This is a genomic window from Halobacterium sp. DL1, assembly GCA_000230955.3.
Taxonomy (GTDB): domain Archaea; phylum Halobacteriota; class Halobacteria; order Halobacteriales; family Halobacteriaceae; genus Halobacterium.
Genome location: CP007060.1, coordinates 944,234 through 967,107, shown reverse-complemented (window position 1 = coordinate 967,107; position 22,874 = coordinate 944,234). Strand labels below are relative to the sequence as shown.

The window sequence follows — 22,874 nt, the reverse complement described above, 5'->3', positions numbered from 1 at the left end:
CGGCAGTAGGATGCCCGTGTTACTCCGTACATAGATACGCCATTATAGCCATCATAGTAGGGTACTTATTCGTCGCTTCCCCAGATTCCACCGATGGATGGAAACGACCGGGAGCGCGTGCGCACGCGCCGCCAGGTCCTCGCCGGCGCCGGGGCCCTCGGTGCAACGGCGCTCGCAGGCTGCTCTCGGAACACGTATCCAGACAACGACGCATCGACCGGCCTCTCGGGGACCGTCGACATCGCCGGTAGCTCGACTGTGTTCCCCATCGCGACCGCGTTCGCCGAGATATTCGGAAAGAACCACAAAGACGTCGGGTTCAACCTGCAGTCGACCGGGAGCGGCGGCGGGTTCGCGAACCACTTCTGTCCCGGTCGGACGGATTTCAACAACGCCTCGCGACCCATCCGCGAGCCGGAACAGAACCAGTGTGCCGCCAACGGTGTCGAGCCCGTCGAGCTCGTCGTCGCGACCGACGCGCTCACCGTCATCGTCAACGACAACGCCGACTGGATCGACCGCGTGACCGTCGAGGAGCTCGCGACCATCTGGTCCGAAGAGGAGAGCCCCGAGACGTGGAACGAAGTCAACGACGACTGGCCCGACGAGGACATCGAACTGTTCGGCCCGTCGGACGCCTCCGGGACCTACGACTACTTCATCGAGGCCATCCTCCACAGCGGCGACGAGAAGCTGAGCCACCGCCAGGACTACTCCGGCACCGAGCAGGACCGCACCATCCTGCAGGGCGTCGAAGGCTCCGAGTTCGCGATGGGGTATCTCGGGTACGCCTACTACTCCGAGAACACGGACGTGGTCCGTGGAGTTCCCGTCGACGACGGCGACGGTGAGCCCGTCGAACCGTCCCTGGCGAACGCCCGGAGTGGCGAGTACTCGCCGCTCACCCGGCCGCTGTTCACGTACCCGAAGCTGTCCGCGCTCGCCGAAGAGCACGTCGCGGAGTTCGCGCGGTTCTGGATTGAGAACACGACGAACGGGGACATCATCGCCGACGAAATCGGCTACGTCCCCCTCGACCAGGAGACCAAACAGGAACAGATGGAGACACTCGAAGCGGCGATCGTGGAGGCACAGCAATGAGCGCCGACGACCTCGAGGACGCACTCACCCGTCGCACGCAGAACGCGCCCCCGGAGCTCCTCTCACGGTCGTTCTTCTTCGCGTGCGCGGCGCTCTCCATCGCGACGACCATCGGCCTGGTGGTCCTGCTGACTGGAGAGGCCGCGAAGTTCTTCAGCTTCTCGGCAGCCCTCGTCGGCGTTACCGGCGAGACGGCGACCGTCGTTGAGTTCCTCACTGGGACGACCTGGGAAGTCACGAGCGGCAAGTTCGGCGTACTCGCCCTCGTCACGTCGACGCTGATGGTGATGATTGGTTCGTCGCTCATCGCCCTGCCGCTGGGCGTCGGCACCGCCATCTACCTCAGCGAGTACGCGAGCCCTCGGCTGCGCTCGTTGCTCAAGCCCGGCCTCGAGATTCTGGCCGGTATCCCGACGGTCGTCTACGGCTTCTTCGCCATCATCTACATCACGCCCGCGCTCCAGCCGTTCGTCCCCGGCCTGGGGACGTTCAACATGCTGTCGGCGTGCATCGTCGTCGGCATCATGATCATCCCGATGGTCGCGTCCATCAGCGAGGACGCGATGTCCGCCGTGCCCGAAGAACTCCGGCAGGCTGGCTACGGGATGGGCGCGACGAAGTTCGAGGTGTCGACCGGCATCGTCGTCCCGGCGTCGCTTTCGGGCATCTTCTCGTCGTTCATCCTCGCGCTCTCGCGAGCCATCGGCGAGACGATGGCTGTCACCATCGCCGCCGGCTCGCAGGCGAAGTTCCTGAACCCGTTCAATCCAGGCTCCTACACGGAGGCCGCCCAGCCGATGACCGCCGCGATGGTCGAACTCGTCGGCGGCGACATCACCGGGGGCGGCATCGCCTACCGGAGCGTGTTCGCCATCGGGTTCACGCTGTTCGTCATCACACTCGTCATGAACATCGTCAGCGACCTCGTCGCACAACACTACCGGGAGGAGTACTGAGATGGCGACACAGAACGACTCCACGGCCGCTGGCGGCTTCGGTCGCGTGAGCCGCACCGCTGGGACCGTGTTCCGATACCTGCTGCTCGCCGCCACCCTCTTCGGGCTGGTGGTGATGACGATCCTGCTCGTCTACGTCGCCAACGACGCCTTCCAGCCGCTGACCGCCGACACCGGCTGGCACCTGACGTACCTGGCGACGCTGCTCGCACCAGCGCTCGCAGTCGGCGCGTACCTCTACCGAGCGAACGTGGAAGCGCTGCAGACTGGCGCGCTCGCGGTCGGCTTGCTCGTCGTCTCCCTGCTGTTCAGCGGTGGCGCCGCGTTGCTGCTCGTGGACGTCGTCGCCCCGCTGGAGCTGTTCGCGGTGGCCGTCGCGGTACTCGCACCGATGGCCGTCGTCGTCGCTGTCGTCAGCCGCGACCGCGCACTGTCGTTCACGGTGCAGTTCGCGACCACCACAGCGGCCTTCTACGTCTCGCTGTTCGGGCTGCCCGGCCCAATCGGGAGCCTGCTCGACCTGCCGTTGGTCGTGCCGAGCCTCGTCGACGTCGTGCTGTACGCGCCGTACGCCCCCGACCCGTGGCTCGCTGTGACGCTGGTCGTCGGCGGGCCGGTGGCCCTGGCGGGGAGCCGGTTCGTCGCCGCCGACCGAGGGCGCCAGACGGAGGCGACCGTCGCCGCCGCCGTGCTCGTCGGCATCGCACTCGGGGCGCTCGTCGGCCCGCTGCTCGGCGTCGACTCGATGCCCGCGACCGTCGTTGCGGCCGTCGGCATCGCGCCGCCAGCAGTCTACGCTGCGGGCGTCGGAGTGAACCGCGAACACGAACGACTCGGCCTCCTGTTGCCCGCGGTCGTCATCGCGGGCACCGGTGTCGGCGTGCTCGCCACCGACGCGCTCGGCTTCGCCGGCCCCGACTCCTGGGTCACGTGGGCGTTCCTCACCAGCCCGCACAGTCGCTTCGCGGAGCAGGCGGGCTTCTACCCCGCCATCGCCGGGTCGATCATGCTGATGCTCGCCGTCGCCGTCCTCGCGTTCCCGGTCGGCGTCGGCGCCGCCGTCTACCTCGAAGAGTACGCCCCGGAAAACCGATTCAAGCGCGTCGTCGACGTCAACATCTCGAACCTCGCCGGCGTACCGTCGGTCGTCTACGGGCTGCTCGGGCTCGGCATCTTCGTCACCTACCTCGGGCGCTCGGCCGGCACCATCCTCGTCGGCGGCGCCACCCTCGGGCTGCTCATCCTCCCCATCGTCATCATTTCGGCGCGGGAGGCCATCCGCTCGGTCCCCCAGGACGTCCGGAACGCCTCCTACGGCATGGGCGCGACCCGCTGGCAGACCGTCAAGAACGTCGTGCTACCGCGGTCGTTCTCGGGCATCCTCACCGGAACAATTCTCGCGCTCGGCCGCGCCATCGGGGAGACCGCACCGCTCATCATGATCGGTGCACCGAACGTGAAGTTCGCGGCGCCCACAGCACTCGGCGAGGCCGCCAGCGCGATGCCCCTCCAGGTGTACGCGTGGTCCAGCCTCTACGCGGGCGAGGAGTTCTACCAGAAGGTCGTGCCGGCCGGCGTCGTGGTGCTGGTCGTCATCCTGCTCGCGATGAACTCCGTCGCCATCGTCCTCAGAAACAAGTACCAGACCGGAGAGTGAGTACACAATGACAGAGAACACGACAGAGACGACAGCCGAACCGGACGGCGGGACGACCGCCGACCCTACAAACGACAACATGGTCATCGAGACGGACGTCGCCAGCGCGACCGACGGCCACGACTCGACCACGACCCCGGACCCCATCATCCGGTCGCGCGACCTCGACGTCTTCTACGGCGAGGAACAGGCCCTCGACAGCATCGACATCGACATTCCCGAGAATCGCGTGACCGCCATCATCGGCCCCTCTGGCTGCGGGAAGTCGACGTTCCTCCGATGCATCAATCGCATGAACGACCGCATCGCCGCCTGCCGCGTGACTGGCGAACTCTCGCTCCGCGGGAAGAACGTCTACGACGACGACGTCGACCCCGTGGCGCTGCGGCGGCGCGTCGGCATGGTGTTCCAGGAGCCGAACCCATTCCCGAAGAGCATCTACGACAATGTCGCCTACGGGCTGGAGATCCAGAACGTCGAAGGTGACCACGACGAGATCGTCGAGGAGTCACTCAAGCGGGCGGCGCTCTGGGACGAGGTCAGCCACCAGCTCGACAGCTCCGGTCTGGAGCTATCCGGCGGTCAGCAACAGCGGCTCTGTATCGCGCGGGCCATCGCTCCCGACCCCGAGGTCCTGCTGATGGACGAGCCCGCCTCCGCCCTCGACCCCGTGGCGACGAGCCAGGTCGAGGACCTTATCGAGGAGCTCGCCGAGGACTACACCGTCGTCATCGTCACCCACAATATGCAGCAGGCCGCCCGCATCTCCGACAAGACCGCGGTCTTCCTCACGGGCGGCGAGCTCGTCGAGTTCGGGAACACAGACCAGATATTCGAGAACCCGGACAGCCAGCGCGTCGAAGATTACATTACCGGCAAGTTCGGGTAATACGTATGGCCAGAGACAGCTACCAGGAGAAACTGGAGGCCCTCCAGAGCGACGTCCTCTACATGAGCGAGGTGGTCACGGACCGCCTCCGCCTCGGGCTCGAGGCGATGGAGCAGAAGGACACCGACAGCGCGTGGGAGGTCATCGACGGCGACGACGAGGTGAACCAGCTCTACCTCGACCTCGAGGAGGAGTGCATCGACCTGCTCGCGCTCCAGCAGCCGGTCGCGGGCGACCTCCGGCTCATCGCCTCCTCGTTCAAGATCATCACTGACCTCGAACGCATCGGCGACCTCGCGGTGAACCTCGCCGAACACACCCTCGACGCGAGACGGGACATGTTCCCGGAGGTCGACATCCAGGCCATCGGCAACACCACCGTCCAGATGGTCGAGGACGCGATGGAGGCGTACGCCACCGAGGACATCGACGCCTGCTACGCCATCGCGGCCAGCGACGACGACCTCGACGACCGCTGCCGTGACGCCTCCAACACCGTGATGCGGGACCTCATCGAGACGGAGATCGACGACGAGACCGAGGAGGCCGAGGTCGAGGCGCTCATGCAGGACGTCTCGCGGCTCCTGCTCACCATCCGCGACCTGGAACGCGTCGGCGACCACGCCGTCAACATCTGCGCCCGCACCGTCTACATGGTCGAGAAGGACGACCAACTGATCTACTAACGTACCTTTCTCCAGGACCTTTTTACTTCGACGGGTTTCCTCGCTCGCAGCTACGCTGCTCGCTGCGGGAACCCGTCTCGCAAAAATCTACGCTAAAAACGTCCCGCGCTCACTCGCTTCGCTCGTTCGCGCGGCGAATCGGCGGCCTACGGCCGCCGAATGCTCTGCGATTGAATGGAGATCTAGAACGGCGACTGAATCTCGTCGTCGACGCTCTCGTCCTCGACGGCGTCAGCGTTCTCCTCTTTGAGTTCGTCGCCGAGTTCGTCGCGCTCCTCGAGTTCCGCGAGGATGTCGCTGCCGCCGACGAACTCGCCGTCGACGTACGTCTGTGGGATGGTCTCCCAGCCGCTGTGCTCCTCGAGGGCGACGCGGAACTCGTCGAGGCTCTGGAGCGCGTCCACCGTGTGCACGTCCGGGCGGTACTGAGAAATCAGTCCGATTGCGCGCTCCGAGAAGCCACACTGAGGCATCCGCTCGTCGCCCTTCATGAAGAGGACGACCTCGTTGTTCTCGATCGCGGTGTCGACGATCTCGTCGACCGCCTCCTGGTCCATCGAGGAGTCCATTGGGTCGAAAGCCATACCCAACGTAGCGCGACCGCGGAGAAAGGCCTTGCGCCGTCTGCCTCAGGCCACAGTCCCGGCGTGGCGCCGCTCGACCAGCCAGAATGCTCCCACAGCGACGACGACTCAGGCGAGCGGTCCGAGGAGCGGCGAGTCTCGCAGCACCAGCGAACCACCGTAGCGGGCCAGGACGGAGACGGCGAAGAAGTCGAGGAGCGCGGCGACGAGCAACGAGAGCACCCCACCGGCGAGGACCGCGCCGGAAGTCCCCACTGAGGACCCAGCGAGCAGCTGGCCGAGCGGGGCGAACGCGAGACTCAGCGCGAGCGTCCGGTCAACCAACCGAAGTACGCGGCGCACAGTACAGCCGCGAAGCGGACCCGCAAAAATCCCTGCGCTAGCAAACGGACTTCGCGTTCACACCCATCCCCTCCAGGGCGGCGACGTACTCCTCGTAGGCGGCGTCGATGGCGCCCGAGGCAGCGGCTTCCGCGCGCTCCCAGTCGTCGTCGCTCTCGCAGGTCGCGGCGAGGAGTTCGACCGCCGCGTCGGTGTCCTCACTCGTCTCGCGCTTCAGGTCGCGGAACAGGTCCGCGCGGGACTCGTCGGCGTTGTTGACGAAGTAGCCGACGAACTGCGTGAGCGTGCGGGTGGCGACGAGGCCGCGGCCAACGACTGCACCGGCCCGCGACACGGGGTCGTCTTGCTCGCGGAGGTAGTCGTGGACAGCGCCCGATTCCTCAGCCACGTCGTCGCCAAGTTCCGCGACGACGCGGTCGTAGTGCTCGCGCTCGCGCGCGGCGAACGATTCGAACGTCTCGGCCGCGTCGCCGTCGGTTTCGGCGGCCCAGGCCTCGAACACGCCGGTGGCTGCGGCTTCGCTGGCGGCGGCCGCGCGGAGGACTGTCTCCTCGGAGAGGTCGGCACCCGTGATGGCGACGAGGCGCTTCGACGAGCCGAGGCGGTCGAGTTGCGTCGCGTTCGCCGCCTCGACGCTGTCGCGGAAGTCGTCGGCGTGCATACCACGCCGTAGGAGGCAGGTGAACGTGAGTTTTTGGCACGCGAGCGCATAGGTCCACCATGACCACGACGTCCGTCTCGCCGAGAGACCTGTACGACCGCATCCGGCGCGGCGACGTGAGCGTCCTCGACGTGCGCAACCGCGACGAGTTCGAGGCCTGGCACGTCGACGGCCCGGACGTGACGGCCGCCCACGTGCCGTACATGGAGTTCGTCTCCGCCAAGGTCACCGGGAACGCCGCGGACCTCCTGCCGGACGACCTCTCGGAACCCATCGTCGCCGTCTGTGCGGTCGGGGAGTCCAGCGGGGAGGTCGCCGAGTCGCTCCGGGAAGACGGCGTCGACGCCGCGAACCTGGAGGGCGGTATGGCGGCCTGGGCCGAACTCGTCGTCAGTCACGACCTGGGAGACAGCGTCGTCCAGTATGAGCGCCCCTCGAGTGGCTGTCTCTCCTACCTCCTCTCCGACGGCGATGAAGCCGCGGTGGTGGACCCGCTCGCCGCGGCTGCAGACGGATACGCCGACGACGCCGCGGAGCGCGGCCTCGAAATCGAGTACGCCGTCGACACCCACGTCCACGCCGACCACGTCTCCGGAGTCCGCGCGGTAGCCGAGGAGACGGGAGCCGAGCGCGTCCTGCCCGAGGGCGCAGCAGAACGTGGCCTCGAGTACGACGCGACGCTCGTCGACGATGGTGACGCGATCGCAGTGGGCAACCGGGAACTCGTCGTCGAGCACGCGCCCGGCCACACGACCGAACTCGTCGTCCTCGAGTGGGGCGGGGATTTGCTAACGGCGGACTGCCTGTTCCTCGATGGCGTGGGCCGGCCGGACCTGGAGGACGAGGACCGCGCCCGCGAACTCGCTGGCCGGCAGTACGAGACACTCCACGACGTCGTGTTCGCCCACGACGACGAGACGCGCGTGCTCCCGGGCCACGTCGAAGCCACCACCCGCCCGGGGGACCGGGGGTTCGCGAGTCCCCTGAGCGAAGTGCGCGAGCACCTCGGACTCGGCGAACTCGATAAGGAGGAATTCGTCGAGCGACTCACGACGGACCTCCCGCCGCGGCCCGCGAACTACGCGGACATCGTGGCGGTGAACCTGGGAAGGCGAGAAATCGAGGAGGGGACGCTGGAACTGGAGCGCGGGCCGAACAACTGCGCAGTGTCGTCGGCGTAAAGTGTAGGTAACGCTGTACTCAGTCGTCGTCCGCAGCGGCGGCATCCGCTGCGGCGGCGTCCTGCTCGATGCTCGGCGGGTACTTCCCGCGGTCGAGGACGAGGTCGGACTGCGGCCGGGCCATGCAGGTGAGTGCGTACTCCTCGGCCTCCTCGTCGGTGAGGCCGCGTGCGGCGGGCTGGGTGACTTCCCCCTCCTCTATCTTCGCCGAGCAGGCCAGACACATGCCGACGCGGCAGGAGTACTCCTGTGCGATGCCCTCGCGGAGGCACGCCTTCAGGACGGTCTCGGTGCCGGAGACCTGGATCTCCTCCCCGGTCCCGACGAACTCCACGGTGTACTCTGTCATGTCTGCGGGTTGGTCGACGGCGGGTAAAACTCTTTGTTCGTCCCTGTCCTCGCCTATCCGACGGATTAGTGCATAAAGAGTTTTCCTCGGGGGCGTCAACTCGCGAGTATGACTACCTACGAGTACGACGTGGCCGTCGTCGGGGCCGGCACGTCGGGCTGCTACACGGCCGCGACCCTCGCCAGAGCGGGCTACGACGTCGCCGTCGTGGAGCGGAAGTCCGAGGCTGAGGCCGGCCACATCGCCTGTGGTGACGCGCTGAAGGGAGCCGACGCGTTCCCCGAGGCCATCCCGAAAGAGCGCCTCGAACGCGCGTTCACGAACACGGGCGTCGACCACGGCCGCTTCGAGATTCCCCAGGAGGACACCGTCCTCGACATCCCCGTCCCCGGCGAACTCGCGGTCATCGACCGCTGGGAGTACGGCCGCTGCGTCATCGAGGGCGCCAGCGACGCTGGCGCGGACTTCCACTACGACGTCGTCGTCCAGGACGTCGTCCAGGACGACTCGGGCCGCGTGACCGGCATCAAAGGCAAGCACCGCGGCGACGTGGTCGACTTCGAAGCAGACATCGTCGTGGACGCCGCGGGCGCGCTCTCCGTCCTGCAGGACAAGGTCGACGTCGCTGACGCGACCTTCGACACGAACGTCTCCTACTCGCAGTTCTGCTCGGCGTACCGCGAGATCGTGGAGGTGCCCGAACCCGTCGAGTGGGACGACGCGCTCGTCTTCAAGCCGACCGAGCGCGCCGCGGGCTACCTCTGGTACTTCCCGCGGACGGACACCGAGATCAACGCCGGCCTCGGCTTCCAGATGAACGAGGAGCCGATGAAACTCGTCGACGACCTCAAGCGCGACCTCCGCGCGCGCCCCGAGTTCCAGGGCGCCGAAGTGACAGACAAGCTCGGCGCCGCGCTCCCGACGCGACGCCCGTACGACTCGGCGACGGCGCCCGGCTTCATGGCAGTCGGCGACGCAGCGGGCCACGTCAACCCGACCACGGGCGGCGGCATCGCGGGCGCCGCGTACGCTGGCAAGTACGCCGGCGAGCAGGCCATCGAGGCACTCGAATCGGGCGACGTTTCGGAGGCCGCGCTGTGGGAGTACAACGAGCGTGTGATGGACCACTTCGGCGCGCGCTACGCAGGCCTCGACGTGTACAACGTGCTCTCGACGGCCGTCGACGTCGACGACCTGATGGGACTGCTGGCCGCGCTCCCGGGCGAGAAGCTCGCGGAGGCGTTGTACGCCGGCAGCACCGACTTCAGCCTCCGGCTAAAGGTCGCGACCGCGCTGAAGTCCTTCGGCTACTGGTCGAACATCTGGGAGTTCTACAAGACGAAACAGCAGGCCGACCGCCTCATCGACCACTACGAGGACTATCCCTCCAGCCCAGACGCGATGCCGACCTGGCAGTCGCGCCGCGACGACATCATGGAGGACGTCTACGCGGTCACCGGCGCCGACCCGAAGTACTGACGCGAAGTCGCCTCCTCCTGAACTTCAAGTGCGAAGCCGGGACCAGCCCACCCCGTGAGCTGACTGGACGCGGGGCGGCGACATCGGAACGGCGACGCACCGCCCCGTACTCGTAGTCCGCGTCGTCTGCCAGCCCCCGCTACGGACGCTGCTCGCCGACCGCGAGGATGGACCGGGAGAGCGCGTCGATGCCGATGTCGAGGGAGTCCTCGTCCACGTCGAACGTCGGCGTGTGGTGGCCGCCGGGGTGGTCGGTTCCCACGCAGACGTAACACGCGAGTCCGCCCCCATCCTGGACGCGCTTCATGAGGTAGGTCGCGTCCTCGCTGCCGCCGAGGTCGTCGCGCTCCATCACGTTCTCGACGCCGGCGAGCGCGCTCGCTTCGCCCGCGAACACGTCCACGAGCGCCTGGTCGCTCGTCGCGCTCGGTGCCTCGCCCTCCGTGGAGAGCGTGACCTCGCAGTCGTGCATGTCCGCCGACGATTCGAGGACCCGCTCGGCCTTCTCCTTCATGTAGCGCATCAGCTCCGTGGTCTCGCCCCGCACCTCTCCCTCGACGAACGCCTCCTCAGGGACGATGTTCGTCGCGGTGCCGCCGCCCGCGCGGCCGGCGTTCACGCGAGTAGCGCCGCCGTCGTGTCGCGGAATCGCGTAGAGGTTCTGAATCGCGGTTGCCATCGCCTGCACCGCGTTCCGACCCTCCTCGGGGTGAGCGCCCGCGTGCGAGGACTCGCCCTGGAACTCCGCGAGGAGGTGGCTCACCGCCAGGAAGCCGTCGATGCCCGCGACCACCTCGCCGGTCGGGTGGTCGAGTCCGAGGTGGACCGCGTAGAAGTAGTCCACGTCGTCGAGGTGGCCGCTCTCGGCCATCGCCTTCCCGCCGCCGACGCGCTCCTCTGCTGGCTGGAAGAACAGCTTCAGTGTGCCCTCGAAGTCGCTGTCCGCGACCGCTTCGAGCACGCCGATACCGAGCGTGATGTGCCCGTCGTGGCCGCAAGCGTGCATATATCCCTCGTGCTCCGAGCGGAACCCCTCGCTCTCGGGGTGGTGGTCGGCGTCGCTGGACTCCGTGATGTGGAGCGCGTCGATGTCCACGCGCAGGCCGACCGTCGGCCCGTCACCCCGCTCCAGCACTGCGACGACGCCCGTGTTGCCGCCCGCCAGCTGGGAGACGACCGCCTCGTCGGCGCCGTCCTCGAGGGCGCGTTCGCGCCACGTCGCCAGCGTCTCGTCGTCCGGAACGGCCATCCTGGCGGCGGGGTCGATGGCGTCGGCGCCGACGTACAGTTCGTCCACGCCGATTCGCTCGCACTCCTCGACGACGCGCGCGGTCGTGTAGAACTCGCACCACGCCGGCTCGGGGTGCCGGTGGAGGTCGCGTCGCAGTGCGAGAAGCGGGTCGAGTTCCGTACTGCTCATGTCTGTTGAGGGAGCGCCAGTCACTATAAATCTGTCATAAGTGGTCTCTGGAGGTAAGTTATTTACAACGTGGTTTCGATTTTGTATCGTGTTAGCATGAGTAATGGTGATGAGTACGACGAAGAGGTAGGGGAAGCCGAGGCGATGGCTACGGGCGAGGACAGGGGCGCTCGTATCGACTTCTACGGCGGGAAGTGGATGAGCGCGTTCCCACTCGCCTTCTTCGTGGTGTGGGCCATCTTCCAGAGCGGCATCCTCCGAATCGGTGACACCACCGGTCTCGTCGCTGGGATGCTCGTGGGCCTCATCGTGGGCCTGCTCTTCGTAAAGGGATCGTGGAAAGGCTACGCGAACACCATCTTCGAGGGGATGACCCGTCGGGTCGCGGCCACCGCAGTCGTGGCGTGGCTCTGGGCGGGGATGTTCGCCGAAACGATTCAGGTGGGCGGGTTCGTCGGCGGACTCGTCTGGGCGGCCGACGCAGCGGGCATCGGTGCCGCGCTGTTCCCGGCCGCGACGTTCATCCTCGCGGCGTTGCTGGCGACCGGCATCGGCACCGGATACGGGACGACCGTCGCGTTCACCACGCTGTTCTTCCCGGCAGGCGTCCTGCTGGGCGCCAGTCCGGTGTTGCTGTTCGGCGCCATCCTCTCCGGGGCCGTCTTCGGGGACAATCTCGCGCCGGTCAGCGACACGACCATCGTGAGCGCGGTCACCCAGGACTCCGACATCGGGGGGGTCGTCGCCTCGCGGTTCAAGTACGCCATCGTCGCGGCCGTCATCGCCTTCGCGGGCTACCTGAATCAAGGAGAGAGTCCCGCCGTTCACGGCGGGCGTGAATCCGACACTCCACGGCACAAACCACGTTCGACGCTTATTCAGGGGTATCCTCTCTGACTTTCTTCTCTCCTTCGAGGAGTAAGCCCTTCCACGTCAATCCACGGTGCTTCTTCAATTCCTTCAGTCGTTCGTACTGTTCGTCGTCGTCAAACTCGATGCGAATTGCAACCATATAATATCACATGAACGGAATATTTATGTGCGTTACGATATAATATGTAGTCGATGAAGCGAGCCAACACGTTCGACGTGATTCCGCAGTCCCCAGAGGACGAGGAGTTGCTTCGACGGCTGTTGGACGCTTCTGCCGCTCTCTGGAACGAAATCAACTATGAGCGCCGCGAGAACTATGCTGACCCAGATGGAGACGTATGGGACATCAGCGAGTATCGCGGTCGCTACAGCGGTGTTCTCGGTGCGTCCACGGTTCAGCAGATTGAGCGCAAGAACCGCGAAGCGTGGAAGTCGTTCTTCAGCCTCAAGAAGAAGGGAGAAGCGAACGGCAAACCCGGATTCTGGGGCAACTCGGAAGACGGGAGAGAACTCCGCACGTACATCCGCAACACGTCGTACTCCGTTGAGTGGGGTGAATACTCCCGACTCGAAATCCTTGTCGGCAAAGACCTGAAAGACGAGTACGGATTGGGACACCGCGAACGCCTCCGGCTCGAACTTCGAGGCGACCCCAACTGGAAAGAGTACGACAAGCAGGGCCGATTAGAGTTGTTCTACGACGAGCAAGCCCAATCGTTCAGGGCCTTTCAGCCAGTCACAATCAGCGAAGACCATTCTCGACTGGCACAACCACTGGCTTCGGAAGAAGCCGCTCTGGACATTGGTGCGAACAACCTCGTCGCTTGCACAACCACAACCGGCCAACAACTCCTGTACGAAGGACGTGACCTGTTCGAGCGGTTCCGTGAGACGACGCGAGAAATAGCACGTCTCCAATCACTCTTGGAAGACGGTCGATACAGCAGTCACCGCATCCGACGCCTGTACGACCGGCGTACCAAGCGGCGTGATCACGCTCAAGACGCACTCGCCCGTGACCTCATCGAACGCCTGTACGACGAGGGTGTTTCGACAGTGTACGTTGGAGCGTTGACGGATGTACTGGAAACGCACTGGTCGGTGGAGACGAACGCGAAGACTCACAATTTCTGGGCGTTCCGCGCGTTCGTGAACCGACTGGCGTGCACAGCCGAAGAATACGGTATGTCGGTCGAGGTTCGGTCTGAGGCGTGGACGAGTCAGGAGTGTCCGAACTGCGGTTCAACAGAGGATACGACGCGCCACCACGACACGCTGACGTGTCCGTGCGGATTCGAGGGACACGCCGACCTCACGGCGTCAGAAACGTTCCTGAGGCGGCAGACGACGGTAACACGGTCGATGGCACGGCCTGTATGCCTCAAGTGGGACGACCATAATTGGTCAGAGTCACCACGCTCAGTTCCCAACGAGGAGCATACGAACCCGCAAGTTGCCTCCGTGAGCCGGTAAGCGATACCCCCAGCGTGAGGAAACCCCGGCGTTCACGCCGGGGAGGATGTCATCACGACGTCGTCGCCGTCCTCGACATGGTGCAGAAAGACGAACTCTCGAAGCGGAAGGCCGCCGACCGGCTGGACTGCGCTCGGTCGACGGTGAGCCGCGCCCTCGAGCGGAGCGAACTCTACGGACTATGACCGAGGACAAGGACGACGCCGGCCGTGGGATGCTCGTCGACGAGGACGTCAGCGAAGAGAACCGCGAGGCGATGGCCAAGGAGATGGCCGCCACGATTCGGGAGAAGCGGCGCATCGACTGGTTTCCCGGCTGACCCGCATGTGGCGCAACATGTATCACAAGAGAGGCTGTACTGTCGGGTATGGCAACTGAAGAAGCTCCCGAGGAAACGAAGGTCAGCGACCGAGGGATGGTCACGATCCCGGCGGCGCTCCGGCGCCGTCTCGACATCGAGGCCGGCGACAAGCTCCGCTGGGACACCGACGACGAGGGGAACCTCTCGGTCGAGGTCGTCAAGCAGCGATACGGCGCCTTCGACGACTTCGAGCCGGTGTCGATGGGTGGCGGCGGGTCTGAGACGCACGACCTCGCCGGCCACGAGGGCGACCCCGCGTTCTCGGAGAGCAACTGATGGCGGTCGCAGTCGTCGACACAGGTGTCCTCGTCGGGATGGCGGACGCCGACGATGAACACCACAACGTCGCGATGGAGATCGTCCAAGGGATGGATCACGGCGACCTCCCGACGGGGCGAGTGACGAACTACATCGTCCTCGAAACGCTGAACTGGATACACAACCGGAAACGGCACTCGAAGGCCGTCGAGACCTACGAGCGGCTGAACCAGTCCGCCGGATTCGAGGTACTGCACGCGGCCCAGAAGGACTTCCCCAGCGCCGTCGACCTGTTCCAGACCTACGAGGGGCTGTCGTTCGGAGACGCGACCATCGCCGCATACATGCAGCGCGAGGGTATCGAGTACCTGTATTCATTCGACGACGACTTCGACACGCTCGACGGTGTCACGCGGCTGGAAACGCCCGACAACCCGTTCAACTGACCGGTGACATCCTCCCCGTCGTAAACGACGGGGCTTCCCACACGGTGGGAATGCCAGTTAGTCGTCGCTGGCAGTGGATTTCGACTCTTGGAATGTTGTGAGTGTCATCTGCGAGGATGTCTCGCTCTGCTCACAGTGAGTCGTGGCCGTGTCACAACGGCTCCCGTCCTGTGGCGAGTCATCGTCCACCTGTTTCACTGGTAGACTCTCTCCCCACGGGTCTACGCGACGTGCGATGTTCGCACTCGCGTTGATGTCGGCTTGAAACGTCGATACGTGGCACTCCGGGTTTCTGCACTTGAACTCGGCTTGCCGAGGCCGATACCCGATGTGCTTGCACAAGTGGCACGTCTTGCTGGTGTACTGCGGGTGGACGTACCGCACCGGAATACCCGCGTCTCGGGCTTTGTCCTCAATACGCCCCTGCAACCGAGCAAAAGCCCACGAATGCAACCGTCGATTCATGTACTTCCCGTAGTCCAGCGACTCACGGATGTATGCCAAGTCCTCCATCACGATGACGGGATTCTCGAACTGGCGAGCATACTCCACAGACTCACGAGACGCCTTCTCGATGATGTCTGTGAGTCGATTCTGGTAGTACGAGAATCGTTCCTCGGTACGCCAGTCCGAAGCGTCTCGCTCTTGGAGTCGTTTGAGCGTTGTGTGCATCTCTTTTCGGATTCGCTTGGCTTCTTTCCCGTTGATTAACAGTGGTTTCGTGGGAGTGTCGTGTTGGAGGGCACAGCCCGTGACCAACATTGACTCGCCAATATCGAATCCAACCCGAGTCGGATTCTCGGGGTGTTCGGAAGTATCCTCGATCTCGTATTCGACGGTGACGTGGAGCGTCCACGTCTTTCGGTGTTTCTGCAAGCGAAGCTCGCCCACGTTCGTACTCGATTCCTCATCGAGTAGATCGTCCCAGAACTCTTGCTGGTTTGGATTTAATCGAAGAGGAATCCAGAAGTTAGTTCCGCGACCGGGTTGCGGAACGTTCCAGCAGATTTCGTACTCACGCGAGGAGTCGCGGTCGAACTTCCCGGCTCGGTTCACGAATCGGAGCGGGTGTTCGTCATCCAATTCCTGAGCGTTGTACGTCTTGTGGAGTTTCGGGACGTATGATTTGAGGGCGTCTTTCGCTTGGTACGGCAGGTTGTACGGTGTCACCACGTCGTTCGTGGCACTCATCGTCGTACAGTTTTGCTCGAAGGCGTCATGTAGTGCCTCACGGTATTCGGACAGCGTTTGCTGGAGGCGTTGCTCTTTGCACCGTGTGGGCGGTACGAGCGTGGCTTCCAGTGTTTTATTCGCTGTCTGAGTCGTTGACATCGTAGCCTTCGGATTCGAGTCCTTTGCGGAGGAGTTCGGGGTACGCTCGTGAGTGTCGTATCCCGTGATCGCGGGCATAGTCCTTCACAACCTCGTGAAGTGGCCCGCCACGCTCCATATCGAAATCGGCTCTCATCCGACAAAACATAAGGACCCACGTAAGTTAAAGATGACGGTCGGCATTCAGACCGAGCATCTGAGCGTGGTTAGTTCAGCAGTTGTCGGATTCCCTCCCGGCCTGAAGGCCGGGATTCCCTCCTTGTAGGAAGATGGGCGACGACACCAACGCCCTCGAGCAGGTGGCCGAAGCCGTCGAAGAGAGCGCCCTGACCGACGAGGACGTCGGAGAGCTACCTGAATCAAGGAGAGAGTCCCGCCGTTCACGGCGGGCGTGAATCCGACACTCCACGGCACAAACCACGTTCGACGCTTATTCAGGGGTATCCTCTCTGACTTTCTTCTCTCCTTCGAGGAGTAAGCCCTTCCACGTCAATCCACGGTGCTTCTTCAATTCCTTCAGTCGTTCGTACTGTTCGTCGTCGTCAAACTCGATGCGAATTGCAACCATATAATATCACATGAACGGAATATTTATGTGCGTTACGATATAATATGTAGTCGATGAAGCGAGCCAACACGTTCGACGTGATTCCGCAGTCCCCAGAGGACGAGGAGTTGCTTCGACGGCTGTTGGACGCTTCTGCCGCTCTCTGGAACGAAATCAACTATGAGCGCCGCGAGAACTATGCTGACCCAGATGGAGACGTATGGGACATCAGCGAGTATCGCGGTCGCTACAGCGGTGTTCTCGGTGCGTCCACGGTTCAGCAGATTGAGCGCAAGAACCGCGAAGCGTGGAAGTCGTTCTTCAGCCTCAAGAAGAAGGGAGAAGCGAACGGCAAACCCGGATTCTGGGGCAACTCGGAAGACGGGAGAGAACTCCGCACGTACATCCGCAACACGTCGTACTCCGTTGAGTGGGGTGAATACTCCCGACTCGAAATCCTTGTCGGCAAAGACCTGAAAGACGAGTACGGATTGGGACACCGCGAACGCCTCCGGCTCGAACTTCGAGGCGACCCCAACTGGAAAGAGTACGACAAGCAGGGCCGATTAGAGTTGTTCTACGACGAGCAAGCCCAATCGTTCAGGGCCTTTCAGCCAGTCACAATCAGCGAAGACCATTCTCGACTGGCACAACCACTGGCTTCGGAAGAAGCCGCTCTGGACATTGGTGCGAACAACCTCGTCGCTTGCACAACCACAACCGGCCAACAACTCCTGTACGAAGGACGTGACCTGTTCGAGCGGTTCCGTGAGACGACGCGAGAAATAGCACGTCTCCAATCACTCTTGGAAGACGGTCGATACAGCAGTCACCGCATCCGACGCCTGTACGACCGGCGTACCAAGCGGCGTGATCACGCTCAAGACGCACTCGCCCGTGACCTCATCGAACGCCTGTACGACGAGGGTGTTTCGACAGTGTACGTTGGAGCGTTGACGGATGTACTGGAAACGCACTGGTCGGTGGAGACGAACGCGAAGACTCACAATTTCTGGGCGTTCCGCGCGTTCGTGAACCGACTGGCGTGCACAGCCGAAGAATACGGTATGTCGGTCGAGGTTCGGTCTGAGGCGTGGACGAGTCAGGAGTGTCCGAACTGCGGTTCAACAGAGGATACGACGCGCCACCACGACACGCTGACGTGTCCGTGCGGATTCGAGGGACACGCCGACCTCACGGCGTCAGAAACGTTCCTGAGGCGGCAGACGACGGTAACACGGTCGATGGCACGGCCTGTATGCCTCAAGTGGGACGACCATAATTGGTCAGAGTCACCACGCTCAGTTCCCAACGAGGAGCATACGAACCCGCAAGTTGCCTCCGTGAGCCGGTAAGCGATACCCCCAGCGTGAGGAAACCCCGGCGTTCACGCCGGGGAGGATGTCATGTGGTCGCGGGTGGCCTGATGTCCGGCATCGACATCGCCGCCGAAGCCCAGCAGATCTTCGTCGGTGAGAGCGAGCCCGCAGGGCTCCTCCACCTCGTCTCGATGCTCGTCGTCATCGGCACTGCCGTCGCGGGACGACACATCATCGAGGCCATCTCCTGGGGCATCATCGTGGCGTTCGTCTTCAACGTCCTCTTCGGACTGGCGTCGGTCGCCGACATGGTCGTCTTCCAGGCGCCGGAGGGCCTCGAAATCGCGCAGTCGCTCTCCTGGCTCCCGTTCGTCGAACTCGTCGACACGACCCAGGAGGGCGTCGGTGCGGCAGTAGGTGGCAGCCTCTACAGCGGGGCAGCGGGCTTCTTCCCGCTCATCGTGCTCGTGTTGCTCATCGTCGCGGCGGCGCAGGTCATGATCCGCGGCGGTGGCTTCGAAGCGCTCCAGGACTGGCTGCTCGAATCGGTCGCGACCAGCGTTCGGCGCGCAGAAACGTCGATGGTGCTCGGGACCGCAATCGTCAACGCGATGATCACGATCAACACGGCCGCTGAAATTGCCATCGGGCCGTACATCGCCCGGGTCGGCGAGCGGTTCAACATCAACGGCTACCGGCGCGCGAACATCCTCGACGCGAACACGTCCGCGCTCGGCTACATCTTCCCCTGGTCGGGCGGCGTGCTCGTCGGCTACACCCAGCTACAAGGGCTCCCCGACGAGTACGAGTGGTTCACCCAGGCGATGGTCGTGAACCCGGCGGACGTCGTGCCGTACGTGTTCCACGGCTGGGTGCTCGTGGCGGTGTTCCTGCTCGCCGCGCTCACCGGGTTCGGGCTGGAGTACACTAGCGACCGCAAGTCCGAGGAGGTCGATCGCCTATGAGTCGCTTCGACGCGTTCACGGAGGGGCTGTCGTTCCGGACGAACCATCCGAGCTTCGACGTCGGCGACGAACTGTCGGTGTTCGTCACCGGCGACCGGGACGGGACGCCCATCGCTCGCATCGGCGACACGGTACTCCACCTGCCGGACGAGTCGGTGAATCTGGTCGACAAGCGCGTGTTGCTCCGCGTCACCGAGTTCGACGACGACGACCACGTCGGCGAGGCGGAGTTCATCGAGACGGTCGGCGAGAGCGCGTTCTAGGCGCACCGGCCGCTCGTCGGTCTGTTTTATCGGAGAGGAGAGTCGAGACAGGTCGACTGCGAGATTACGCCGAGCCGAGGGGTTTCTGCTGTTCGAGTTCCGCTTCGACGTGGACGCTGTCCGGGAACTCCCGCTCCATGATGGAGCGAGCGAGGTCGTCGTGGCCGTACAGTTCGATGCGGCGGCGGTAGACGGTGTAGGTCCAGGTGCCAGCAGACGCCCCGTCGTCGCCGTCGAGTCTGACGTACAGCGGTACGGAGAGTTTGCTCGGCGCGTCCGAGTGGGGGCCCTTCATCTGGGCGCCCTTCCGGCGGCAGGTCTCCTTGATGTCGGAGACGACGCCGTCGAGGGCCGCGCGGTCCCCGCTCTTCAGGGAGAGTTTAGTGACGAAAGTCATGACTGGGTGCTGGTGCAGAGTGAAGCGGTCCACCGTGAAAAAGCGTCCGTTTGGCCGTTCGGACTGTCGCTACGCCGGACGGTCCGACATTCTCTTAACTGCCGCCTGTATATATCCCCTCAATGACGGTCGAAGCGACCAGCGCCGGAGCGATCCTGTTCCGCGACACGCGGGACCGGCGCGAATACCTCCTCCTGAAGAGCCGGCCCGGGGACTGGGAGTTCCCGAAGGGCGGCGTGGAGGGGGACGAAGAGCTCCAGCAGACGGCGATACGAGAGGTACAGGAGGAGGCCGGCATCGAGGATTTCCGCCTCGTCGACGGGTTCCGAGACGACTACGACTACGTGTTCGAGGCCAACGGCAAACGCATCCACAAGACAGTCCACCTGTTCATCGCGAAGTCCTTCGAGGCGAACGCGGAGCTGTCGAGCGAACACTCGGACATGCAGTGGCGCGACTACGACCAGGCCATCAACACCATCACGCAGGACGGCCCCCGGGACATCCTCCGGGACGCACACGACTTCCTCGACGACGCCGTCGAGGCCTGACCGGAGGCTCCCACTCCGGACTGGCGCGTGTGCCCAGCGACTGCTCCGTCGGGCGGGCCCCAGTCGTGGCGAAAGAGGTAGGTTGCTCGCCCGCGCTCGTTCCCCCGTGGCCGACTCCGAGTTCGCGTTCGAGCTCCGCGTCTGCGCGTGGGCGGAACGGCACTGGCACCCCGACGAGCCCGGGCGTCCGTCTCTCGTCGCCCGCCAGCTGGGCACCCGCGACCGGCGCTGGGACACCGTCGTCGTCGAGGTGGACCCCGAGGCGCTGGCGGCGCGCGCGAACTTCGGAACGAAGCGCCTGGACTCCGACCTCCTCCACGTCGTGCGGAACGCACCAGCCGACTGGCAGTTCTACCGGGACGCGCTCCCCTACCCGGGCTACCCGTGGCGGTACGTCCGGGAGGCTGTCCACCGTGCGGGCGACCGCGGTGTCGTCGAGACGCGGAAGAACGGGAACAAGATAGAGCTCCGCCGGAAGTGGCCGTATCCGGAGTGGGTGGAGCGAATCGTCGCCGTGGAGAACAAGCCGGACCTCGACGCCTCGGCGGCGGACGCGCTCGCCGACCAGCTAGAGCGGGACGTCGCGCTGTCACTCGCCGACGAGGTGTGGCTGGCGACCCAGAGCGACGGCGAGCGCGTCGAGCGCGCGCTCCTCCAGGAGATGCCCGTAGAGGCCGGCATCCTCGCGTTCAGCGGCGGCGAGGCGTCCGTCGAGTGGCACCCGCGCTCGCTGGACACGGACGGCGCCGGCACCCGTATCACCGAGCGCCCGAGCGGCGGCGAGTTCGACCAGTCCGCGGCGACCTTCGAGTACGTGGACGCCGAGTGGAAGTCCGAGAAGCGACTCGAAATCGCCGAACGGGCCTACGAGCGCGGCTGGCGGTCGTACCTCGACACGATGCGGCCAGACTGCCGGCACTTCGCCGTGAATCGGGCCGACCACGGCTACGTCCCGTACTGCGGCGCGAAGGGGCGCGAGCAGACCGCCGCGGAGTGCTCCGGCTCGTGTCCGGAGTACGAGCCCGAGCCGCCAGCGTGGCGACAGAAGAGGTGGCCGCTGAAGGGAGGTCCCGGGTCGGGAATCCGGGACGTGCTCGAAGAACGCAGGCAACGACAGCGCTGAGAAGGGGGCTGCGACTCGGTTTCGGACTCAGTCGTCCGCGACGTTGACTTCGTCGCGGGGGACGGCGAGTTTGTACGTCGGGACCGTCCGGTGTTCGACTTCGACGATACCCTTGCGCTTGAGCGTCTGGAGCGCCCGGCGGACGTCCGCGGCCTCCGTCTCCGGTGAGTCGAACTCCTCGCGGACCGAGTGGAGCACCGAGACGACGCTCTCGGCGCGCTCGTCGGGCCCCGCGATGACCGCGAACACGCGGCGCTCGTTCTCGGACATGTGGACCGCGGGCGCCTCGCCGCCCTCCGGTTCCTCGCCGACCAGCGTGGTCGCCTCCGCGGTGGCGCGGATGAGACTGTTCTCGTCGCGGTAGTAGTAGTCCCGCAGTTCGTTTTCGAGGTACTGGTGGACGTCGCTCCCGCTGTCCATCCCCCAGCGGTCCTGCAGATCCCCGTTCTTCGTCGGCTGGAGTTCCACGATGTCCGCAAGCCGCTCGCGGTCCTCCTCGGAGAGACTCATGGGCGCCAGTTCACTGGCGCGGTATTTCGGGCTTGCGAAGACCCGGGCAGACGGTTGGGAGATGTGAGACCGTCGTGTGGGTGACGACCCTACCTGAAAGCCCTCGTCGCTGTCGGCTCGTGCGCCTCGCTGCGCGCTTCACTCTCTCGCGGTGCTCGGTCGTTGCAGTGCTTCTCCCGGGAGAGCTTGCTCTCCCGACGTTCGCCTCGCTTCGCTCGGCTTACCTTCGTCGGACGTCGCCGACAGCGCCTCGCCCTTTCAATCCGCCAGGGTGTCGGCTAGTCCACCTGCTGACCGAGAATCGCAGTCCACCGTCCGAACAACAGTCGCGGTGTATCCCCGGAGATTATGTCGGTTCTCCGCGTCGCTGTGACCATGGCAGACACCGTTCAACTCGACGTCGAGGACGACGTGGCGACCGTCACCGTCGACCGGCCGGACAGCCTGAACGCGCTGAACGTGGAGACACTGAACGCACTCGAGGACGCCATCGAGGAGGCCGAGGAAGCGGACGCCCGGGCGCTCGTTCTCACTGGGGCCGGCGACCAGGCGTTCGTCGCGGGTGCGGACATCTCCCATATGTCCGAGATGGACGTCAAGCAGGCCGAGGAGTACGCCGACCTCGGGCACTCAGTAGCCAACGCCATCGAGTCGTTCCCGGCGCCCGCCATCGCCTGCATCAACGGCTACGCGTTCGGCGGCGGGATGGAGCTCGCGCTCGCCTGCGACCTGCGGGTGGCCTCCGAGCGCGCGGTCCTCGGGCAGACCGAGATCGACCTCGGCATCATCCCGGGATGGGGCGCGACCCAGCGGCTCCCCCGACTCGTCGACGACGAGACGGCGCGTCGGCTCGTCTACTTCGGCGACCGACTCGACGCCACGGACGCCCACGAGGAGGGGCTCGTCGGAGAGGTCGTCGCCCACGACGAACTCCGCGAGCACGTCGCGGACCTCGCCGAGGAACTGGCAGCGCAGCCGGCAACCGCGCTGCAGGCCGCCAAGGAAGCCATCAATCAGAGCCACGAGACCACGCTGGAGGCGGGCCTGGACTTCGAGCGGCGCACCTGGGCGGGACTGTTCGGTAGCCACGACCAGCGCGAGGGGATGGCGGCGTTCCTCGAGGACCGCGACCCTAACTTCGAGTAGGACGG

General features: G+C 64.9%; 27 protein-coding genes. 18 read left to right on the top strand and 9 right to left on the bottom strand.

What is annotated here, in order from left to right; translation table 11 throughout:
* Nucleotides 1–93 precede the first annotated feature (93 nt).
* Genes HALDL1_06455 through HALDL1_06435 form a run of 5 tightly spaced genes read left to right on the top strand, consistent with a single transcriptional unit; the run spans nt 94 to nt 5,289 of the window.
* The gene (locus HALDL1_06455; protein ID AHG03276.1) at nt 94–1,101 is read left to right on the top strand and encodes a phosphate ABC transporter substrate-binding protein; all 1,008 of its coding nucleotides are present in this window, start codon (nt 94–96) and stop codon (nt 1,099–1,101) included.
* Nucleotides 1,098–2,057, top strand: a complete 960-nt coding sequence (locus tag HALDL1_06450) for a phosphate ABC transporter permease (protein ID AHG03275.1) — start codon at nt 1,098–1,100, stop codon at nt 2,055–2,057. Before HALDL1_06455 ends, HALDL1_06450 begins: the two co-directional genes overlap by 4 nt.
* A 1-nt stretch (nt 2,058) precedes the next feature.
* Complete coding sequence (locus HALDL1_06445) at nt 2,059–3,714, top strand: phosphate ABC transporter permease (protein AHG03274.1); 1,656 nt, start codon at nt 2,059–2,061, stop codon at nt 3,712–3,714.
* Nucleotides 3,715–3,721: 7 nt separating this feature from the next.
* A complete protein-coding gene (locus HALDL1_06440; protein AHG03273.1) occupies nt 3,722–4,603 on the top strand; it encodes a phosphate ABC transporter ATP-binding protein in 882 nt (293 codons plus the stop codon).
* A gap of 5 nt (nt 4,604–4,608) precedes the next feature.
* Nucleotides 4,609–5,289: a transcriptional regulator gene (locus HALDL1_06435; GenBank protein ID AHG03272.1), complete on the top strand. Its 681-nt coding sequence runs from the start codon at nt 4,609–4,611 to the stop codon at nt 5,287–5,289.
* A gap of 182 nt (nt 5,290–5,471) precedes the next feature.
* Here the strand turns inward: HALDL1_06435 and HALDL1_06430 are convergent, their stop codons facing one another.
* The 3 genes from HALDL1_06430 to HALDL1_06420 all read right to left on the bottom strand — a co-directional run bounded on the left by HALDL1_06430 (nt 5,472) and on the right by HALDL1_06420 (nt 6,876).
* Nucleotides 5,472–5,873 carry a glutaredoxin gene (locus HALDL1_06430; protein AHG03271.1) on the bottom strand — a complete coding sequence of 134 codons (402 nt, stop codon included), beginning with the start codon at nt 5,871–5,873 and terminating at the stop codon, nt 5,472–5,474.
* A 108-nt stretch (nt 5,874–5,981) separates the two neighbouring features.
* The gene (locus tag HALDL1_06425; protein ID AHG05208.1) at nt 5,982–6,215 is read right to left on the bottom strand and encodes a hypothetical protein; all 234 of its coding nucleotides are present in this window, start codon (nt 6,213–6,215) and stop codon (nt 5,982–5,984) included.
* A 37-nt stretch (nt 6,216–6,252) separates the two neighbouring features.
* Nucleotides 6,253–6,876, bottom strand: coding sequence for a transcription anti-termination factor (locus HALDL1_06420; protein ID AHG03270.1), 624 nt, complete (start codon nt 6,874–6,876; stop codon nt 6,253–6,255).
* 59 nt (nt 6,877–6,935) lie between these two features.
* Between HALDL1_06420 and HALDL1_06415 the strand changes: the two genes are divergently transcribed.
* The gene (locus tag HALDL1_06415; GenBank protein ID AHG03269.1) at nt 6,936–8,057 is read left to right on the top strand and encodes a beta-lactamase; all 1,122 of its coding nucleotides are present in this window, start codon (nt 6,936–6,938) and stop codon (nt 8,055–8,057) included.
* Between the two features lie 19 nt (nt 8,058–8,076).
* On the opposite strand, the gene HALDL1_06410 is transcribed toward HALDL1_06415, so the two are convergent.
* The gene (locus HALDL1_06410; protein AHG03268.1) at nt 8,077–8,406 is read right to left on the bottom strand and encodes a (2Fe-2S)-binding protein; all 330 of its coding nucleotides are present in this window, start codon (nt 8,404–8,406) and stop codon (nt 8,077–8,079) included.
* Nucleotides 8,407–8,514: 108 nt separating this feature from the next.
* On the opposite strand from HALDL1_06410, the gene HALDL1_06405 reads away from it, so the two are divergent.
* A complete protein-coding gene (locus tag HALDL1_06405) occupies nt 8,515–9,885 on the top strand; it encodes an electron transfer flavoprotein (protein ID AHG03267.1) in 1,371 nt (456 codons plus the stop codon).
* Nucleotides 9,886–10,024: 139 nt separating this feature from the next.
* On the opposite strand, the gene HALDL1_06400 is transcribed toward HALDL1_06405, so the two are convergent.
* Complete coding sequence (locus HALDL1_06400) at nt 10,025–11,305, bottom strand: indole-3-acetyl-L-aspartic acid hydrolase (protein ID AHG03266.1); 1,281 nt, start codon at nt 11,303–11,305, stop codon at nt 10,025–10,027.
* A gap of 96 nt (nt 11,306–11,401) precedes the next feature.
* On the opposite strand from HALDL1_06400, the gene HALDL1_06395 reads away from it, so the two are divergent.
* The 5 genes from HALDL1_06395 to HALDL1_06375 all read left to right on the top strand — a co-directional run bounded on the left by HALDL1_06395 (nt 11,402) and on the right by HALDL1_06375 (nt 14,716).
* Nucleotides 11,402–12,202 (top strand): sodium:proton antiporter, encoded by an 801-nt coding sequence (locus HALDL1_06395; GenBank protein AHG03265.1) that lies wholly within the window; start codon nt 11,402–11,404, stop codon nt 12,200–12,202.
* Nucleotides 12,203–12,370: 168 nt separating this feature from the next.
* Nucleotides 12,371–13,651: a transposase IS605 gene (locus HALDL1_06390; GenBank protein ID AHG03264.1), complete on the top strand. Its 1,281-nt coding sequence runs from the start codon at nt 12,371–12,373 to the stop codon at nt 13,649–13,651.
* A 46-nt stretch (nt 13,652–13,697) separates the two neighbouring features.
* Complete coding sequence (locus HALDL1_06385) at nt 13,698–13,970, top strand: AbrB family transcriptional regulator (protein AHG03263.1); 273 nt, start codon at nt 13,698–13,700, stop codon at nt 13,968–13,970.
* 48 nt (nt 13,971–14,018) lie between these two features.
* A complete protein-coding gene (locus tag HALDL1_06380; GenBank protein AHG03262.1) occupies nt 14,019–14,288 on the top strand; it encodes an AbrB family transcriptional regulator in 270 nt (89 codons plus the stop codon).
* On the top strand, nt 14,288–14,716 hold the full coding sequence (locus HALDL1_06375; GenBank protein AHG03261.1) for a twitching motility protein PilT: 429 nt from the start codon (nt 14,288–14,290) through the stop codon (nt 14,714–14,716). The genes HALDL1_06380 and HALDL1_06375 overlap by 1 nt, the downstream gene beginning before the upstream one ends.
* Nucleotides 14,717–14,773: 57 nt before the next feature.
* Here HALDL1_06375 and HALDL1_06370 read toward each other — a convergent pair whose 3' ends face one another.
* Together HALDL1_06370 and HALDL1_06365 are read right to left on the bottom strand one after the other, a co-directional pair.
* Nucleotides 14,774–16,048 (bottom strand): transposase IS605, encoded by a 1,275-nt coding sequence (locus tag HALDL1_06370; GenBank protein AHG03260.1) that lies wholly within the window; start codon nt 16,046–16,048, stop codon nt 14,774–14,776.
* A 430-nt stretch (nt 16,049–16,478) separates the two neighbouring features.
* Entirely contained in the window at nt 16,479–16,616 is a 138-nt protein-coding gene (locus HALDL1_06365) for a hypothetical protein (GenBank protein AHG03259.1), read from the bottom strand.
* Between the two features lie 53 nt (nt 16,617–16,669).
* Here HALDL1_06365 and HALDL1_06360 point away from each other — a divergent pair, with 53 nt between their 5' ends.
* From HALDL1_06360 to HALDL1_06350, 3 genes are read left to right on the top strand one after another with little or no spacing between them, the layout of a single operon-like run.
* Complete coding sequence (locus HALDL1_06360) at nt 16,670–17,950, top strand: transposase IS605 (protein ID AHG03258.1); 1,281 nt, start codon at nt 16,670–16,672, stop codon at nt 17,948–17,950.
* A gap of 53 nt (nt 17,951–18,003) precedes the next feature.
* Nucleotides 18,004–18,879 carry a sodium:proton antiporter gene (locus HALDL1_06355; protein AHG03257.1) on the top strand — a complete coding sequence of 292 codons (876 nt, stop codon included), beginning with the start codon at nt 18,004–18,006 and terminating at the stop codon, nt 18,877–18,879.
* Nucleotides 18,876–19,142, top strand: coding sequence for a hypothetical protein (locus tag HALDL1_06350; GenBank protein ID AHG03256.1), 267 nt, complete (start codon nt 18,876–18,878; stop codon nt 19,140–19,142). The genes HALDL1_06355 and HALDL1_06350 overlap by 4 nt, the downstream gene beginning before the upstream one ends.
* Before the next feature lie 64 nt (nt 19,143–19,206).
* On the opposite strand, the gene HALDL1_06345 is transcribed toward HALDL1_06350, so the two are convergent.
* Nucleotides 19,207–19,539 (bottom strand): 30S ribosomal protein S10, encoded by a 333-nt coding sequence (locus tag HALDL1_06345; GenBank protein ID AHG03255.1) that lies wholly within the window; start codon nt 19,537–19,539, stop codon nt 19,207–19,209.
* 122 nt (nt 19,540–19,661) lie between these two features.
* Here HALDL1_06345 and HALDL1_06340 point away from each other — a divergent pair, with 122 nt between their 5' ends.
* Both HALDL1_06340 and HALDL1_06335 read left to right on the top strand, forming a co-directional pair.
* Nucleotides 19,662–20,090, top strand: coding sequence for a biotin transporter BioY (locus HALDL1_06340; protein ID AHG03254.1), 429 nt, complete (start codon nt 19,662–19,664; stop codon nt 20,088–20,090).
* A gap of 106 nt (nt 20,091–20,196) precedes the next feature.
* Nucleotides 20,197–21,213 (top strand): hypothetical protein, encoded by a 1,017-nt coding sequence (locus tag HALDL1_06335; protein AHG03253.1) that lies wholly within the window; start codon nt 20,197–20,199, stop codon nt 21,211–21,213.
* A gap of 27 nt (nt 21,214–21,240) precedes the next feature.
* Here the strand turns inward: HALDL1_06335 and HALDL1_06330 are convergent, their stop codons facing one another.
* Nucleotides 21,241–21,723: a hypothetical protein gene (locus HALDL1_06330; GenBank protein AHG03252.1), complete on the bottom strand. Its 483-nt coding sequence runs from the start codon at nt 21,721–21,723 to the stop codon at nt 21,241–21,243.
* Nucleotides 21,724–22,098: 375 nt separating this feature from the next.
* Here HALDL1_06330 and HALDL1_06325 point away from each other — a divergent pair, with 375 nt between their 5' ends.
* The gene (locus tag HALDL1_06325) at nt 22,099–22,869 is read left to right on the top strand and encodes an enoyl-CoA hydratase (protein AHG03251.1); all 771 of its coding nucleotides are present in this window, start codon (nt 22,099–22,101) and stop codon (nt 22,867–22,869) included.
* Nucleotides 22,870–22,874: the final 5 nt, after the last annotated feature.